A 17000-nucleotide genomic window follows, 5' to 3' on the forward strand; every position below is an offset into this window, starting at 1 on the left:
CCGCTACCTCCTACTTCTGCACATTCGCTCTGGCTCTAGCTCTTGCTTCGCGTTCTCGCTGTTCCTGCTCCGCCCTTCTGCGATCCTCTTCCAAATCGGCTTGTCGGAAGGCTTCCGCCACTCGCTCCAACAAGTCGGCAAATGATTCCATTTGGTCAACAGTCCGGTTCAATTTCGTATAAGTGGTCTGATAATCGGCAATGAACCGCTGATAAGCATTTCCTTTCCAAGTCATCTCCTGGACGCTGCTATTCACCCTCCTGCCCTCATCCGAAATTTGTCTGCTGCCGGATCTCACTTGTCTAGCTATACTTTCCAAGATCCCTACATCAACCCGAATTGGCATATGACCCTCTCCTTTATGTACTTAAATCTGTTTTCTTGAATCTTTCAGCTATAGCTTTCAGTTCGTCACCCACACTTTTCAACGTGGTTGATGCACTCTCCAATTGTTTGTGGGCATCCTGATATGAAGTATAAAATCGTTCCCTCGTCTTTCCCTCCCAGTCACCACCCAGCCCATCTATCAGGGCTTTCAATTCTTTCGCCATAGCCAGATTTTGTTCACAGCATTCCAAGAAACGCTCTCCGATGCGCTGAATTTGTTCCGGCTCAATTTTGATACGACTTGCCATTCCTTACGCCCCCTTGTTAACCAAATCAAATTTTTCTGCCAGCTTCTCTAGCGACTTTAAAATAACGGCAGGATTATAAGTCTCAATCCTAAGCTCATGTCCCCCAGGTTTGGTGATCATCAGCATGTCCTGGCCTTTCTGTAAATAATGATATTCTTCCTGCTCCCAGTAACTTCCCGCCCTTGTCCAGTACACCATGGACCCACGGCGCTCGGCTTTCTTCTCCAAGCTTACGAAATAATTCACTCGCTCCGGATCAACTCGCTTATCAAGCAGAAGCTGCTGTTTTTCTTCCATAGAAAGCAAGGCCCAATTTACTTCCCTCATATCAGGTAAATTGGCATGAAAGGAAACTGCCCCTTTTAACGTCAAAGGGAAAAATTTAGCCAGCAGATTTAAGGACAACTCTGCACTCGCTACAGGAGCTAATACCGTTTCGCCTTCTAACTCGTCCCAAGTCCGTTCAACTACCAAATTTGGAGTAAAATATAGGAACGCTTCGTAGTCCCCCTCCTGTTTGATTCTTTTGTTTACATATACAGCTTCATTTGAGCCGCAGGTGGTCAAACAGACGCCGAGCAGCTCGTCCATCTCAAAAGAATCCTTCTGGCCCTCTATTACTCTTAAGAATCCCCGCTCGACAAGCCCTCGTTTAACGGCTTCGTATTCCTCTTCCAGTTCCTCGACTAGGTATCCCCGAAATGGATCCTTAAATCCGGCTATGTAATGAATACCAAGCATGTTCGTTAAGAAGAAAAACTCCCTTACGCTCAGCCTGAATGTCACTTCTTCCTGTTGGGTCATTGTTTTTTCCCCCTCTGTGCAAATTAGAGCAGATAAACCACCACAGCCACAACTAGAATCACACCGGCTGCAGCACTTAATATCATCCAAAGCTTCCTGTATGCCGACTCCTCTTGGAAGGTTGCGGCCTGGCGCTGAATCTGCTGGACGACCCCGCCTTGAATCGCTTCTCCTTCACTGCTGTCCAGTTTGTCTTGAATCGCATCCATAACCATTTCAATTTCTCTTCTTAAGGAGGACCGCTTCGGAAAATATTCGATTAAACGGCCATATTCCCATAACGCAGAAGGCCATTTCCCTAGTCTCTCCAATTCTCTTGCTTTGTCCAGCTTGTTTCTAACCTCTTCATCCGGAAAACGTTCTGCAGATTCCCAAGGCAGGTCTTCTTCCTGTTCTCCCATAGATACAGAGACTTCTTCATAGGAATGCCCTTCTTCCAATAAGTCTGCTGTTTCCTGTTGCTGTTGTCCCTTCTCTTCTTGCTCTCCCTCTTCTTGAAGAGATTGAAGGGATTCGTCCAGTTGTCTCTGTGCAGCCATTAGAGCAAGCGACCATTCGGCAAAAGAAGGACATTGCTGCAGCTGTTCAGCCGACCACACTCTTTCAAATAAACCGGCCATACCCGGCCCATATAAGCTGAGCAGCGTCCGAACCATCCGTTCATAGCGTTCGCAGGATTGCTGAATCTCATTGGGAGCAAAATAACTGTCTCCAAAGCTGCTCTCGCGAATGTCCGGATCTGCCCAGGCCAGCAGCTCTGCGAGCAGCAGACCGCCTGGAAATCTGTCAACCTGAGCTCCCCAAGCCGATTCCAGCTGGATGCTTGGAGATTTGTACCCATCACCGCCTGCCGGAAGTTCGTCCGGCTCGGAAGCACCTCCAGCGTAAAGGTCCTCCAAATCGATCAGCTGTATGTTCATTCCATCAGATGTTGTGGAGAGCATTAGATTAGAAGAGGAAAGATCTGTATGCGCTAAACCGTGCTCTTCCATTTTGGTCAGCGTTTCCGCAAGAGCAGCGGCATTATCCATACACTCATGAACGGAGAGAACCTGCTTCTGGCTGATTATTTCGTTCCAGGTACTCCCTTCAATCCAAGGCATTACTGCAGCGTATAACAGCTCTGGGTAACGGCTCAGCAGCTCTTTGCTGTTCTGCGGATCAATAACCTCTCTAGAAGCAGCTTTCAGACCTTCAAGCTCGGCATAGCGGTTTAGCTCGGCCGCTTTTTTAACAAGAGCCGGATCCCTGTAAGAAGGACGGAATACTTTTAATGCAAACGGCAACCCATCCTCTGTCCTAATCAGCTTATATACGGTGCCCTGCCGGCCTTCCTGGCCATAGGGAATTCCCGAGACAAGCGGATGCTCGGCCAATTCGTAGCTGCTCTCCATTATGGATAATGAAACCGTACGTTCTTCTGGTGGAAACAATTTGCGCCTCCCTCTCTATTTCGTAGTCAAACTGCAGAGCCAATTTCAATAATTAGGCACTTGTTGAAAAATTCTGTCTTTTCTCCAAACGTAGACGGCAGCCGTCCCCAACCTTTTGTTCTTCCAAGGTTTGATCAAGATTAGCCGGCTTCCATTCCGGACCTCCATCGCTAAGGAAACAATTATAGTCCTGTTCCGAAAATGGATACGGCCCCCATTCCTCCAGTCTTGGAAGCACCTCCTCCAGCACTTCCCGAAGAGATAAATCGGAAGGCAGCAGCAAATCGACGGATTTCCCCAAAGAATCAATGACTAGCGTCAGAAGCGTTTCATTCAATCGGATCTCCTCCTTTGCTTCCTATATAAATGTCTTAACAGGTGTTGATGCGGACATTTGAAATCCAAGTGATATTAAATCCGAGCTTGTGCCAGGCAGCATCATTAATGCCCCTCGGCGGATGGAATAGGCGGATTCAACCATCAGTTCCCTATACGATTCAGGAAGAACAGAGGACATTCGCTTAAGTTTCTCCGTATAAGGATCGGCTGCAAAACTGTCCGGCATCATTCCTCCCCAGGCCTTGATGTCCTTGATCCTTCCGACACCCGCTTCATCCGTCATAAATATGTTCTCAATCAGCACATTTCCATCCGCTACAGACATAGCTTTAATTCGTTCTGCAACTGGCTCAGGATCTTCGCCCGTATAAACCCCGTCCGTAATATGGCAGACAAGCGGAGCGGGGCAATCCCGCAGGTTTGGCAGTTCGCTTTGCAAGATTTTCTCAGCTTGTCTGAATGCTTTAGCTGTATCTGTAAATCGTCTGGGATAAAGCTCCGGCAAGTTACTGCTGTTTGAAATCCGGTCGATTGATTTGACTCCATCGAGTAAGTCATACACCTCATCACTGTAAGCCAGAATAGAAATCCGGTATCGGGGAGATAACCTCGAGCCCTTAGTGGAACGGTATACCATCTGCCGGATCGCTGTTCTCAACGCTTCATTCAGCACATCCATTCTCCGTCTGCCTTCAAATTCCAGGGTCATAGACCCGCTTATATCAAGCAGATAAATAATGAGAGCAGGGGTATCAGCGGTTGCTTGAATTTGATAGCTCATAACCAATCGCGTCTCCTTTAAGCAAGTTCTTTCAAGCAGTTAAGATAAATATAGGAAAGACCAGGTATAAATACCTGGCCCTACCCCTTATACCGTCTGTTTTAGGCTTGTTGATCCGCAGTTCTAAAGCGTTCAGCAATTTTGTTCAGTTCGGTAGAAACATCTTTCAGCATGTTAATGTATGTATCCATGTTTTTCTTGTCTGTCTCATATCTTTGGAAAAACTTTTGCTGTGTCATGCCTTCCCATTGTCCCTGCATCGATTGAATCGTGGAATTCAATTTACTTGCCATATCCCTGCTTTGATCTGCTGCTGAACTAAATTGCTTTGCTACATTATCCATCTCTTCAGGTGTAATTAAAATACGTGCCATTCCAAAATCCTCCTTAAATATAAAAAAATAGTTATTCTACTAAATAGTAAACATTTACTTCGTATTTTTCAACACAAAAATTGGTAAATGACGTCGATTCTTAAACTTGAGCAACAGGACGAGACCAGACAGCATTGACTTTGTCGACCTGCTCGGAAAATTGTTCATGACCATGTGCAAAAGCATGAGCCATTTTTACTTTTTCGAATTTCCGTTTGACATAGTATCCTTCGCCCGCCGGGAGCATTTTTCCACTTTGATCATAAGGAATTTTGATATTAAACAGCTGCATTTCGCTTGAGTCGGTGGTTCCGAGCAGCCAGCCTACTTGAGCAGATTTGACCTCCTTCAGCCAGTTATCCCAATTTTGGTGCATATCATTGGCTTGTCCTGCAGCTATGATGAAGACGCCGCTTTCCCGGCCGTATCTCGTAATATATTCAAGCTTATCCGTTAGGTTGTAATTAGAGGACACACGTTTGGCTAAAACGTCTGCATCGTCAATCAGCAGCAACAGTCGTGGACGACTACACAATCCTGCTTCCGGCTCGTCCCCCTCCTGAACTCTCTGTTCAACAATCTGTTTAATCTCCGCTAATACATCCTCCAGCGTGCGTTCGTCTGTCACATATGCCTCTACATGCTTCAAGTCCTTCAATGACCCTAGACCAGGGGCTGAGCGACGTATATCGAATAAATAACAACGGAGCTCCTCAGGGGCATACTGCTTAGCAGCCATCAACCCGATCGTCATCAGCAATGACGTTTTGCCCGATTCCATTCTTCCTCCGATGGTAAAATAAGGTCCTTCCTCCAAGCTCCACTCAAAAATTTTCAGGTTATCAACCTTCAAACCCAGCGTAAGCCGATCAGACCTATTCGCGTCTTCCTCATGACGCAGCTCTTCCAAAGGCAGCACTTCAGGAAGCGTACGGATGGTTTGCGGTCTTTCTCCTGTCCAGTTCGAATCCAGACGGGTAAATTCCTCCCGGATTAATTTGGCTCTTATCGACTCGCTGTCAGCATTCAGAGCCAAGGCCGTTTGGAATTCATATGGCGGAAGATGTCCCTTGATGAAACCACGGCCCTCAGGAAGCTGACCCGGTATTTTTGACAAACGACCTACCGTATAGTGATAATCCCCCGCATCGGCTAGCAGGTATGAAACAGCATTCGGAAAATTGCTGCGGATCCGATCAAAAATATCGGAAACCCGGTTAACCGTCATGAGGAAATAAATACCAAAACTTGAACCTTCGCGCACCAAAATCTCAAGCTTTTCATGTACGGCTTCATACTGTGTTTTTAAGCTTACATAACCATCGATGATGATCAGCAGGGCAGGAAGTGTATTTCCAGTGTCCTCACAGTATGTTTTTCTTGATTTCACACCCGCTTCAGCAAACAGCGTTCGTCTGCCGTTCAGTTCTTCTTCAATGAAGGCAACTAGACGAAGTAATTTCTCCTCTTGATCATCCAGGATAACATCACCCACATGCGGCATAATGGAATAATCCTTAAGCATCCGGCCAAAGTCGATAGTGTAAATATGGATGTCCTCGGGCGTACTTGTCTTCGCCAAGGAAAACAGCAGCGTCTGAATAAAGGTTGTCTTACCCGTGCCCGGCATGCCGTAAATTAACCAGTTCCCAGATTCAATATCAATCTTCAGCGGAAATTGAGTCTGGTTGGCCACATCATCGACAAGACCCACAATGGGTGTAAGCAGTTCGTTGACTTGTTCGCCGAACTCGGGAATCTCTTCTAACGCCACCTGCGTAGGAAGCGGAGGCATCCAAGGACCTGGCAGCCTTTCAATGCCTGTTCTTTCGGCGTAGCTGGCAATATGCTGAATCAACACACCTAGCTGCTTCTGTTCAAGTCCTGCAGCTTCCCTTTTCTTGCTTCCAGCCAGTTCAACCTGGTTATCAGACGGGTCAGGAAGTTTAGTTCGTCCTCCATCCAATTCGATTCGATACAGACCAAGACTAGTCTGATTTAATGACTTATCAGGATTATAAGGCGCACCGCTCCAGGCAAACTGTAAAAGCTCAAATACTTCATTGCTACCAACTTGCAAATAACCTCTTCCGGGTGTAGTTATGTATGCCGCATCGCTAATCTTGATCATTTCCCGGCTATCCGCTTCGTCCTGCACCCTGAGACAAATCCGATATCTAGAGTTACTCCAAATCTTATCGTCGACAATGCCTCCCGGTTTCTGCGTAGCTAACAGCAGATGAACACCAAGTGTTCTACCGATAGCTGCAATAGAAACCAGTTCATTCATAAACTCAGGCTGATCTTTCTTCAACTGGGCAAACTCGTCAATAATAATAAACAAATGCGGCAGAGGAGAATGGCTTCGCCATTCGGTCTTATAATACTCATCGATGTGCTGCACGTTACCGGCAGCTACAAATAACTTCTGTCTTCGGTTCAGTTCAGCTCTTAAGGAAACCTTTGAACGCTCAATCAGTCCTTCTTCCTCCAGATTGGTAATCGCGGCTATAACATGCGGCAAGTCTGCAAACGTATTGGACATTCCCCCGCCCTTATAATCAATGAGCATAAAGGCCAAATCATGAGGGTGGTACTGAATAGCAAGCGAAGCAATGATAGACTGGATGACTTCACTTTTCCCGGAACCAGTCGTTCCTGCCATCAAGCCGTGCGGTCCATGACCCTTCCGCTCAATCTTATCATGCAGGTTTAGAAGCACCGGCTTCATTCCTCCTCTGACTCCAACTGGAAAAGGGAGGGTGTCGGGATAACGGTTCTCTTCCCAACGTTTGGAGACATCCAACTCTCCGATCTTTTGGATTCCATATAAATCAAACAAAGTCAGCACATTCGCAATTTCATCGGCAGAGCTCGTCTTCACCCGATAAGGAGCCATCTTTCTGGCAAAATGATCCGCTTCATCAATAGGGATCAGATCGGGTTTAAAAGACTGGACAAAAGGTATTTCATCCTTAGGTTTGGCATAAGCCGAACCCGTCGCCCCTCCGGTAACGTTTGTCGAACGCATGACGGCTTCCCCATTGCGGATTTCCAGAACCAGCTGACACTCTTTAGGAAGCAAGTCCTGCCTTTCTGCCAAAACGATGGAGGTTGTACCTATCTTGTCCCCTTCTTTCATAAGCATCGGCAGAATCGGTTCATCCTCAAGCATCTCTATATAAGGAAGAAGACAAATGATAAACGGCAATGCGGTTTCCTGCTCTTTAAGCCACAAACGGCGCTGAAGGAGTGAATTCAGATAGTCTAATACCTGCGGCTTATACCCCCCTTCCACAAATAGATATCTGCCGCTGCGCTTATCATCCCAAATATGAGGCAGCCATCTTAGCCAGTCCCATTCGTCCATTTGCATTTTGCTCATGAAGGCCGCTAGTTTAACTTCATCAGGAGAGTGGTGGGTTGCAATCTGTGTCACGAGCGCCCGGCAGAATGCCTTTAAATCCTCTTCCTCTCCAACAAGGCCAACCACGCGATACTTATTCAGATCCAACAGTGCCGGAGCATTGGGAATCGTTGAGAATCGCTCCGCTAATTCGCCAGCCTTCTCAATAAGCGGATCCTTATCAATCCCTTCCTGCTTGGGAACCGTTATTGAAAAACCGCTCGGAACTGTTCCGATGCCCGCTCGGATCTTCAAAAAGTCGGCATCCTGGGGGATTCTCTCCCAAATCGTTGAACTCCGATCGCTTACAGACTGAAGACAAAACTGCGGCTCTAAATGGGTTTGGTGCCAATTAAGAATCAGATCATTTTTCCAGCTTTGAAGTTTCTCCCGCTGTTCATTTAAATGAGCTTCATAGTTTTGGTTTCTTTTTCGCAAAACTTGTTTGTGTTTGGCTTTCTGCTGAAAATGAACCAATATCGGTATAAAATACGAGGTGACCATTGTGCATAAAGAAATCATTTGAACAACAACGTAGGAGCTGTTGCCTTTCTGGGAATAAAACATCATCATAGCTGCTGCTCCCGCAACCGTGACAATAATAGGCACCATGACGGATATCAGATTAAACGATGGGGCCTGCGGAACCGTTGGCGGGCGAAAGACCTCGATATGCTGTCCGCCTTGTTCTTTGATAATCCGAGGAGATCTGCGATAGAAAAAATGAGACATCAAACCAGCTACCTTTCTAAAAATTTAAACTTTGGACTTAGTCCGTTAAACCTAATTAAGTTTACTCGGGCCTAATCAAATCTAGGAGCGCAGACAAATTATACCACCTAATATTTGCGAAAAATGTCGATTCATGAACTTGTATGATAAATAATGAAAGATAATTAATAAAAAAGTCTCAGATGGATCTGATTCCGATATAGGACCGAAGAGCGTTGGATAGCATTCTGTTTGAGTTCGAGCACTACTACTAAGGTTTCTCTTAATGTTGAATGATGAGACAAAAATTAAATTTTTCTAGCTCAACTCCCCTTAGTTAAAATTAAAGTACATAAGAGATTCTTGACTTGTGTGTTTTTCAATAGAAGTAATATTAGGGATATAAACGGTTACATTGGCTTAGATATGCAAAAAAAAACCTTTAGAGGCACGAAAGCCACTCAAGGTTTTGCAAAGCCTACAGATTCTCAGGAGCATATTTCTGTTCCCATTCATTAGACTTATCTCAAAACTTTTCATCAAAGATAGATTGTCCCTACGAAATTATCAAGTATCATTATCCCGGGCATCTAATAGATCTTTTGCTATAACTGGTTGGTAAAACTTATTTTATACTGCAAACAAAAGACTCGATTACAACCAGGAAAACTACATAATGTGTTATTACTTGAATGATCGTTTCAGTCGGACAGGTAGTCACAGTCAAAAAAGAAACCTTGAATGGCATAAAGCCAATCAAGGTCAAATCGATTTAATAACTTTGTCTATTCTTTAACTTGTTGAATTTCTTCAAACCATTCCTTTGCTACGTCGTCTGCGGTTTTCACAGGATCTTTTGAATAGACCAATTCATATTTGTACTCAGCATTAAGGCTATTTCTTATAACGTTATATACGAGTTTAATCTCAGTAGGCATTTCTCGCCCATACTCGTTACATAAATTGTATGTTTTTTCAATGTCCTCATTGATTATACGTAATACTGTTTTTTGCCGTTCAACTGAAGTATTATATCTAAAACTGTCATTGTCATTTAGTGCGTCATTCAATTTATGCTTCTTTACAATCTTACCATTAATACGACAAAAGAAATCGCTAGATATAACTCTTTCTTCAAAGGAACAGTATATATATATTTCTTCCGCTTTATTCTGCACATACTCTAAGCATATGGCAACCATGTCTGTTTGAAGTTCACTAAATATGTCTTCAAAAACTTTGCTCATAGGTAACCTTCCTTCGTCAATTTAATAGGCTCTTTGAAAAAACTTCTCCATCAATTTCGTAATCTACATTGAACTTTGATGGACGAAGACTGTCCCCATCATATTTAACTTCAACATTTACCTTAACATTTTTCCCTTCTTTAATGGCCACAGCCCATTGATTCTCAATTTTTTTGTATTGGCTCAAATTAACATTGCTTGACTGCGATACAAGGTTATCAATCTCGGGTGAGCCACCGAACCTATCTCCTGCCAAATGACCTGCATGATCTCCTGGCTCTTTGCCTGGCGTATCTGAATCATGCGGTAGGCGTTCTTCTCTCGTAGTTAATTTTAATTCATCCGTACTAAATTTTTCAATTCTCCCAATATGATCTGTTTCATAATCATATTGATGCTCACCAGCTTTATACTTCACATTTGGTTTAAGTTTCCCTGCCTCATCAAATGGACTATCAACAAAAGTTTTAGTAGGAGGTTCTCCCTTGCCCTCACCTTTAACCATCTGAACCAAGTCCCGCGCACTGGAGCCAACACCAGCAGCACCTGTCTTCGCCGAGGTTAGTCCGTAAGCCGCCAAAGCTGCCGACGCCGCCATCCCCGGAACTCCAACGAGGGTTCCTACTCCTGTCGCATCCAGCACGATCGATCCGGCCTCTCCGCCTAATCCGATCAGCGTTTCCAAGGCTCCTAGTACGGTTCCCACAGTATGTCCCGTTAATTCTCCTACCTTCTCAGAGATCGGGTGTTCATATTCCCTTTCCGGATCCTTTAAAAATCCCAGGGACATATCCTCTTGTATGGCACTCTTTGCGCCTTGGATAAAATCCCAGCCCACTTCCACCCCTTCCTGCAGACCCTCTAGGGTGGCCTTCCCTACACTTTGCAGCTTCGCTCCCGCTTCTGCCGTTGCCCGGCTCACAAATTGGATCCCTTCCGCCAGCTCGTCCGCCGCACCCAGCAGTTTAGCGCCCTGCAGCACCCCCTTGCCCAGCGGGCCGATTCCATACAAGAGCCGTTCCCAGCCTTCCAGCTTTCCTCCCGTCTCCGTGTCCCGTCCGCTCAAGGCTTCGATCAGCCCTTCGATATTGCCGATCACCGGCAGAAAGTCCAGTACGTTCCCCAGGCTGTTCTTCCAGCTCCATCCGGTCCCACTTTTAAGCTGTAGGCTGTGGTTGTCATCATCGGCAAACTGCTCGGCTTTACGCGCGGTATAACGCGATAAGGTCTCCATCTCCTGACCCAGTTCCCACAGCCAGCGGTCGATTTGCTGGTACTGACTGTCGATCTCAGGGCGTCTTCGGCTTTCCATCGTAAGCCCGCCCATCGTCCGGCGCAGGGAGTCCCGCAGCTGGCTCAGATTTTGGGAGGCAGACGCCAGCCGCTGGCCCGTCTGCTTGATCCCTGTGATCTCTGCTTCGATCCGCAAGTCTACTTCTCCTTCCTCTATTTTTATTTAAAAGTTTTCCCAAACTTACGAAGCTCGTTTCGTTCGAGAGCACTAAGCTTCTTCCTCACTGTGGCACCTGCGCACTAAAGTCATCCCGGCTCGATTGGTCCGCATGGTAGAACACCACATCGCCTTGGTTCAGCTTGAACAGATGGCCAAACGGGTCGGATACTTGCGATTCAAACCCTTCCATCTGCCACTGGCTCCGGTTAAATTGGGCCATCATCGGGGCATGAATGTACTGCAGATGCGGCGCATTTAGATTCCCTTCCTGAATCGTCTCGATGTTAAAGTTCACGATGATATAACCGTCTTTCAGGAAGATCGGCGACTTCTCGTCCAATCCGCCATGGGTTCGCCCGTATTCCGCCAGATGGGTGCCTGCCTGCACCACGTACGGATCGGCCGGCAGGCTGTATTCCCCATACCATTTTTGAATCGCCGCATTCGCCCGCTGCGGGTCCACCGAAACCGGAAGATTGCTCTTCGGTCCAATCAAGGTCCGCAGCTGCTCAGGCAGCAGCAATAGGCTGTACCCGCCTACCGGTGTTTTTTGCTTGGTGTATTTGTCGATGTAATTCTCTTCGTATTGCGCTTTTGTCGCAAATCCCCCCGTCCCATCATGATCATACTTATACGAAGCTGTATCCTCCAGCTCCTCTTCCGGCACATTCCGCAGCCGGTCGTTTAAGATCACATACCGATGGACTTGATCTTCCTCGGAACCGATTTTCACAAAAGGCTGGCTGTTCGTCCGGTAGTACAAGTCGACCGGGAATCCGGCTCCGCCGCTCTTGGGTACATAATAGAAGGTCGGGGTTATCCGGATCCCGTCCAGCGCTCCAAACATGTTGCCTTTCGTTTTAAAATCAAATTTGAAGTGGTAACCCGTCTTGATAGCCACGTTCTTATAGCCCGGCAGCGGGTTGCTGCCCGGGTGGATCGACAAGCTGAACGGCTCCCGGTTTCCCCGCGGATCTCCGTCGATGCCGTTTTGACCGATCCAATACGACAACCCCCGCGGCTGACTGCTGCCCAGGTTGGTCCGGAAGACCGTCTCCCAGTTGTAGTCCGCGATATCCGTAATTTCAAAATCATACAGCCGGCCGATCACTTCGACCGATACCTCATCGGTGGCGATGTGATGCGCCAGATCTAAATTCGCGTCCGGTTCCCACTGTTCTTCATAGTCGTTAGGCGCGTTCTCCGCAATGCTGCGGAAATACACCTGGTAGTCGCCTTCATCCACCCAGACCGGTAAATAGAAGGTGGTATCCAGCTGATTCACCGGGATATCAATCCACGTATCTTTCGGAATAAACTGTGTCCGGCTTTCGTTGTAGACGTCAAATGGAAACCGGACCTGCTTTGTTCGAAAATACTTGGCATAATCCCGGTTCCCGTAGCCTGGGTAATTCACATGCTGACCACTTGTTGGGATTCGGACGGTAAAGGGCCGCTCTAGAATAAGCGCCGCCCGCTGCCGATTCGGCACCGTCTTCTGGTTATGGGCCTGATCGTCTGTGATGGAGGAATAGTTCACCACCGGAGTATGTACGGTTACGCTGTTAATGCCGTAGATCGGGAAGCTCTTGTCTGCTCCTCCTCCAACATTGACCGGCATGAGGTCGTAATAAATCGTACCGCTGCTGGGCTGATCTTTTTTGTTGGTCTTGCTGATCGGAATGACGTTCCCGGTGCTGTACAGCACGTCCCGGCTGATCTGCTGCGGCTCTGGGATTTGTCCAGGCGTTGGCGCGGATTCCTGACTGACCATGCTGTTCATGACAACCGTTCCGTTAAAGATCAGGGAGTCGTTTTGTACTTTCACTTTATCAATGGCTTTTTCGGCATCCGACTGGAAATCTTCGTCTGGAACGTCCTTGCCGGCCGCCTTCGGTGGGTTGGTTACATCGACTGCAGGAGCTGGTGTGTACTGGCCCATAGCCATATGCGAGTAAATCGGCGGTGAATAATCGGTTGGCATGATTTTGATGCCACTACCTGCAAAGGCATAGTTTATCAGGTCCGCTTCCTTAATGTCGTATACTTCTAACCCTTCTACTGTCCAGTACGAGTATGGACGCTCCACTTTGTACTGCTTGCTTACGTCTTTAGAGTCTGTATGCTGCTGACTGGTCGGCTTTCCGTTCGCATCGGGAGGACCGTCCATTTCGGTCCATTTTTGGTCATAATGCTGCGAAACCGTGATGTTATACGTGCAAACGCCTTTATGCTCGACAAACTTGCTCTTGTAAAGGTACTCCTTGGCCTGTACGTTGCCGTATAAGCTCTCTGAGGTCGGAATCCCCTGCAGCACATCAAAAGCTTCATTGCCCCTGCTATCGGCCTTAATGACAGCACTCACTTCGGGGTCAGGAGATTCATCGGTAAGCTCTCGGCCTGTCTCCACGGTACACTGTACTTCCGGATCTGGTGTGTCCGGTTCTTCTTTTAATTTGTAGTAATAGTTGAGATAATAATCGTACCCACCGGGATATGAAGTTATTTTCCAAGGGTCACCCGTTAACATTTCCCCACCTGTTGGCTGCTGTTCAACACTCTTTTTCCAACCCACGTAGTCATATTTGTCCGAAGCCGGGGTTGTAGCTGGAGGGTTGTAGTCTTGTCCGATGGTCATGGTCTGGAGTGCTACGATAAAAATGCAGTCGAAAAACACCCTCGTATGAAATAAAATGAAAGCTAATGAGGGGATGAGCGAGAATGAATCGGTACGACAAAGCATTCAAAGAAGAAGCGGTAAGGTTAAGCGATGAGATCGGGCCCAAGAAAGCGGCCGAGCAGTTAGGCGTAGCCTACCACACCTTGCAGGACTGGAGGAAACGAAGAACCCTGCACGGTGATGGAGCGCATATCGGAAGTGGTCGCGCTTATGCATCTGCCAATAAGACTACGCGTGAAATCGAATTAGAAAGAGAAAACAGCGAGTTGCGTCGTGCGAATGAAATTCTCAAGGACGCACTTGGTTTTTTCGCAAAAGACCGGAAGCGCTAAAAGCATGCCAGCTCTATGGTTACATCCGTGAACGACGGGATCGATGGACCGTCAAAGAGATGTGCAAAGTACTTGCTGTCAGCGAATCAGGCTATTACCGCAGCTTGAAGCCCACACCCAAACGAGAGCGGCAAGAACGCCTTCTGGTCAAAATCAAAGAAATCATCGAAGAATATGAAGACAACAGCAATTACGGTGCCCAGCGGATTAGGCTGGCTCTAGCGCAAAAAGAGATCGTGACCAGCTACAGCACCGTCTATCGCATCATGAAGAAGCACGGTCTGCTGAAGAAAGTGAGGCGTCATCCAAACGGCATTACACGTGAGGATGCGGCAGCTCAAAAGAGCGAGAACCTGATCCAGAGAGACTTCAGCGCCTCAGCCCCCAACCAGAAGTGGCTATCGGATATCACAGAAGTGCCTTGTTTAGACGGTAAGCTGTATGTGTCCGCCGTATTGGACTGTTTCAATGGGGAGATCGTGGGTCTGGCCATGGATGACAACATGCGTAAGGAACTCTGCATCCAAGCTTTTGAGAATGCCTGCAGGGCCAGAAATGCTCGTGGAATGATTTATCACAGCGACCGAGGCAGCCAGTTCACGAGCCACGCATTCCGAGCGTGTCTGGCTAAACGAGATGTCGTTCAAAGCATGAGCGGCACAGGGCGCTGCTATGACAACGCAAGAATGGAAAGCTTCTTTGCTACGCTAAAGAAAGAAAAGCTATATAAGATCAAAACCGAGCAATACCCGATGGCCTATATGAAATCGATTATCTTCCGATACATCATGGTCTATTACAACAGACAGAGGGTTTACACCTCTAATCCAGGGGGATGGCCCCCAGCTATTTATCGCGAAAGAATGCTGTCACAGGCAGCTTAATCATGGGGTTCTCATGAGTGTGTTTTCAAACTGCACTTTTTTTGACAACTCCAGTCTCCTCTTTGTTATGGAACCCATCCACACCATTTAAAGAAGCACCTGTGTTGGCATTAAAGTATTTGATATGTGCAGTACCGATTTCAGGCTCTAATTCGATGGTTACAAGGGAAGGAAAGAAGTAGCGTCTGCCTTCAACCCCATTTGCAAGGTCACCGCCTCCTGTACTTGTAATATCTAGCCATCTAGTTCTCGCTGTTAACAACCCTGTAGCACTGACACCAAAATTAACGGTATCCGCTCCATAACTTGGACTATTCGTCATTCTCGTTGTATAGGATGTGCTGACGTTGGCTCTGGCATTTGTCCACATCTCGCCGTACCGAGAGGTTTCATAAACTTGTTCTGCACCTGTTAAACCTGACGCTTTATTAACGGGTAGATCCTCATTCTCGTTGAAGGCATGTACGTCTACTTTAGTAATTTTTCGATCCGGGAACGTATAGCTGTAGTCCCAGGACATCGTTTTTGTTGTATCTGGAGAGCCGTCCGAAGTCCAAGTACCATTGCTTCTTTTCCAAATATCATAATAAAAATTCGCCACAAAATAGTATTTATTCGGATTGGTATTGTCCTGAGTATAGGGAACTGTAGCCGCACCAGAAGCACTCGTCAAATCGAAAAAAGTGAATAAAGCTATGATCAAAAAAGCGCCAAGATATTTTCCAAGAAATCTTTTCATACCGGCTCCTACTTAAGTGGATTTTTAAGTAGAAATAGCGTATTGTTCGATGTTCCACCTACACCAATATAATCAATTTTACTTAGGGTCAAGCTTTTATAATTCTTGTCCTTGATTAATTCTTCATCTGCATTATCAATAATCCGATATGCAGAAGTTACAGAACCATCGACATTCGTTGTCCGCAATCCACCAATATCTTGGCGAAAGCGTCCATTTGCAGTGTTCGCAGTCAAAAAGTAGATGAAAGGATATCCTCCTCCGGAGGAAAATCGAACTTTAACCCCGTAAAGATTATCTTGTTTAATTTTCCATACGTCATACAAGATATGGTTGCCGATTTGCAAAGGGAGGTCCTCTTCACTGAAAACATATGCTTGTTTCATGCCTGCATAAACATCACTCAGTGATTTCCCCATCATGTTTTTATAAGCATCAATACTGACCGGCTTAATTCCAGCTTCTTCCGGAGTAGGTACGTTTTTTGAACCAATCCAAACATACCGACTTGCCGGATCCCAATCCACGTTTTGTCCCAAATTTTCCGATATGAAGCGAAGTGGCACATAGGTACGGCCTTTTTTTGCCATGGCTGCTGTATCCATTTGTACAACTTTTCCATCCACGGTGGCCGTGTTACTTCCCAATGTCAGTTGGATAGATTTATCGGATCCAGTAAAAGTCACCCTGTTAGAAGCGTAATTAACCTTGGCTTTTAAAGCCTCGCCAATTCCCCGGAATGGCACCATCACGCGACCATTATTTTCATATGCGGCTGCATCAGCAAATTTGACCTTTCTCGCGTCCACCAAAACTTGAATCGCAGTATGATCCATATCAATGACTGGGGACGCAGCACTCGCATTATTTACCTGGCCTGACAGTAGCAAACTGCTTAATAAACCGCAGGCAATCAACAACTTGAAATACTTCTTCATTCTTCTTTCACTCTCCTCATGTAATTAATTGCGGCCGGGATGACTGCCGCTTCGCACAAGCTAATCAAGCCGATTAAGCTTCAAAAAACATCGCTTGTAGACAACTTATGCTCCACAAAGCATGGGCAGGCGGTGCCAGAGTAGTTGGACTTGATCGTCAAGGAAGAACCTACAGCGGTAAATTCCTGACAATCTCAAACGCCCCAATACGCTTTGACGGGAGCAGCAAGTGAAAGATAAGGCC

The 17000-nt window shown here is 46.6% G+C and carries 15 protein-coding genes; 2 read left to right on the forward strand and 13 right to left on the reverse strand.

The features are described 5' to 3' along the window. Positions 1–10: 10 nt before the first annotated feature. The 11 genes from AWM70_RS12515 to AWM70_RS12565 form a co-directional block, all read right to left on the reverse strand. Positions 11–346, reverse strand: a complete 336-nt coding sequence (locus tag AWM70_RS12515) for a WXG100 family type VII secretion target (protein WP_068696867.1) — start codon at positions 344–346, stop codon at positions 11–13. 13 nt (positions 347–359) lie between these two features. After that, entirely contained in the window at positions 360–635 is a 276-nt protein-coding gene (locus AWM70_RS12520) for a WXG100 family type VII secretion target (protein WP_068696869.1), read from the reverse strand. A gap of 3 nt (positions 636–638) precedes the next feature. Further along, complete coding sequence (locus AWM70_RS12525) at positions 639–1529, reverse strand: hypothetical protein (protein WP_169823379.1); 891 nt, start codon at positions 1527–1529, stop codon at positions 639–641. Beyond that, the gene (locus tag AWM70_RS12530) at positions 1463–2872 is read right to left on the reverse strand and encodes a protein kinase domain-containing protein (protein ID WP_151208749.1); all 1410 of its coding nucleotides are present in this window, start codon (positions 2870–2872) and stop codon (positions 1463–1465) included. The genes AWM70_RS12525 and AWM70_RS12530 overlap by 67 nt, the downstream gene beginning before the upstream one ends. Positions 2873–2924: 52 nt before the next feature. Then, entirely contained in the window at positions 2925–3209 is a 285-nt protein-coding gene (locus tag AWM70_RS12535; RefSeq protein WP_068696878.1) for a hypothetical protein, read from the reverse strand. A 21-nt stretch (positions 3210–3230) separates the two neighbouring features. Then, entirely contained in the window at positions 3231–3992 is a 762-nt protein-coding gene (locus tag AWM70_RS12540) for a vWA domain-containing protein (RefSeq protein WP_068696882.1), read from the reverse strand. 101 nt (positions 3993–4093) lie between these two features. Next, on the reverse strand, positions 4094–4366 hold the full coding sequence (locus AWM70_RS12545; protein ID WP_068696887.1) for a WXG100 family type VII secretion target: 273 nt from the start codon (positions 4364–4366) through the stop codon (positions 4094–4096). 100 nt (positions 4367–4466) lie between these two features. Then, positions 4467–8504, reverse strand: a complete 4038-nt coding sequence (essC, locus tag AWM70_RS12550; RefSeq protein ID WP_068696895.1) for a type VII secretion protein EssC — start codon at positions 8502–8504, stop codon at positions 4467–4469. A 764-nt stretch (positions 8505–9268) separates the two neighbouring features. Then, positions 9269–9730 (reverse strand): DUF600 domain-containing protein, encoded by a 462-nt coding sequence (locus AWM70_RS12555; protein ID WP_068696901.1) that lies wholly within the window; start codon positions 9728–9730, stop codon positions 9269–9271. A 16-nt stretch (positions 9731–9746) separates the two neighbouring features. Continuing rightward, complete coding sequence (locus tag AWM70_RS22815; protein ID WP_083180284.1) at positions 9747–11159, reverse strand: DNA/RNA non-specific endonuclease; 1413 nt, start codon at positions 11157–11159, stop codon at positions 9747–9749. An 85-nt stretch (positions 11160–11244) separates the two neighbouring features. After that, entirely contained in the window at positions 11245–13821 is a 2577-nt protein-coding gene (locus AWM70_RS12565; protein WP_169823439.1) for a DUF5704 domain-containing protein, read from the reverse strand. An 83-nt stretch (positions 13822–13904) separates the two neighbouring features. On the opposite strand from AWM70_RS12565, the gene AWM70_RS12570 reads away from it, so the two are divergent. Further along, positions 13905–14195 (forward strand): transposase, encoded by a 291-nt coding sequence (locus AWM70_RS12570; protein WP_068693238.1) that lies wholly within the window; start codon positions 13905–13907, stop codon positions 14193–14195. Positions 14196–14218: 23 nt separating this feature from the next. Next, positions 14219–15079 carry an IS3 family transposase gene (locus AWM70_RS12575; RefSeq protein ID WP_151208713.1) on the forward strand — a complete coding sequence of 287 codons (861 nt, stop codon included), beginning with the start codon at positions 14219–14221 and terminating at the stop codon, positions 15077–15079. Between the two features lie 25 nt (positions 15080–15104). Here the strand turns inward: AWM70_RS12575 and AWM70_RS12580 are convergent, their stop codons facing one another. Both AWM70_RS12580 and AWM70_RS12585 read right to left on the reverse strand, forming a co-directional pair. Next, positions 15105–15818 (reverse strand): hypothetical protein, encoded by a 714-nt coding sequence (locus tag AWM70_RS12580; RefSeq protein WP_068696905.1) that lies wholly within the window; start codon positions 15816–15818, stop codon positions 15105–15107. 8 nt (positions 15819–15826) lie between these two features. Beyond that, on the reverse strand, positions 15827–16756 hold the full coding sequence (locus tag AWM70_RS12585) for a copper amine oxidase N-terminal domain-containing protein (RefSeq protein WP_068696906.1): 930 nt from the start codon (positions 16754–16756) through the stop codon (positions 15827–15829). Positions 16757–17000: the final 244 nt, after the last annotated feature.

The organism is Paenibacillus yonginensis, from assembly GCF_001685395.1.
Lineage (GTDB): Bacteria > Bacillota > Bacilli > Paenibacillales > Paenibacillaceae > Fontibacillus > Fontibacillus yonginensis.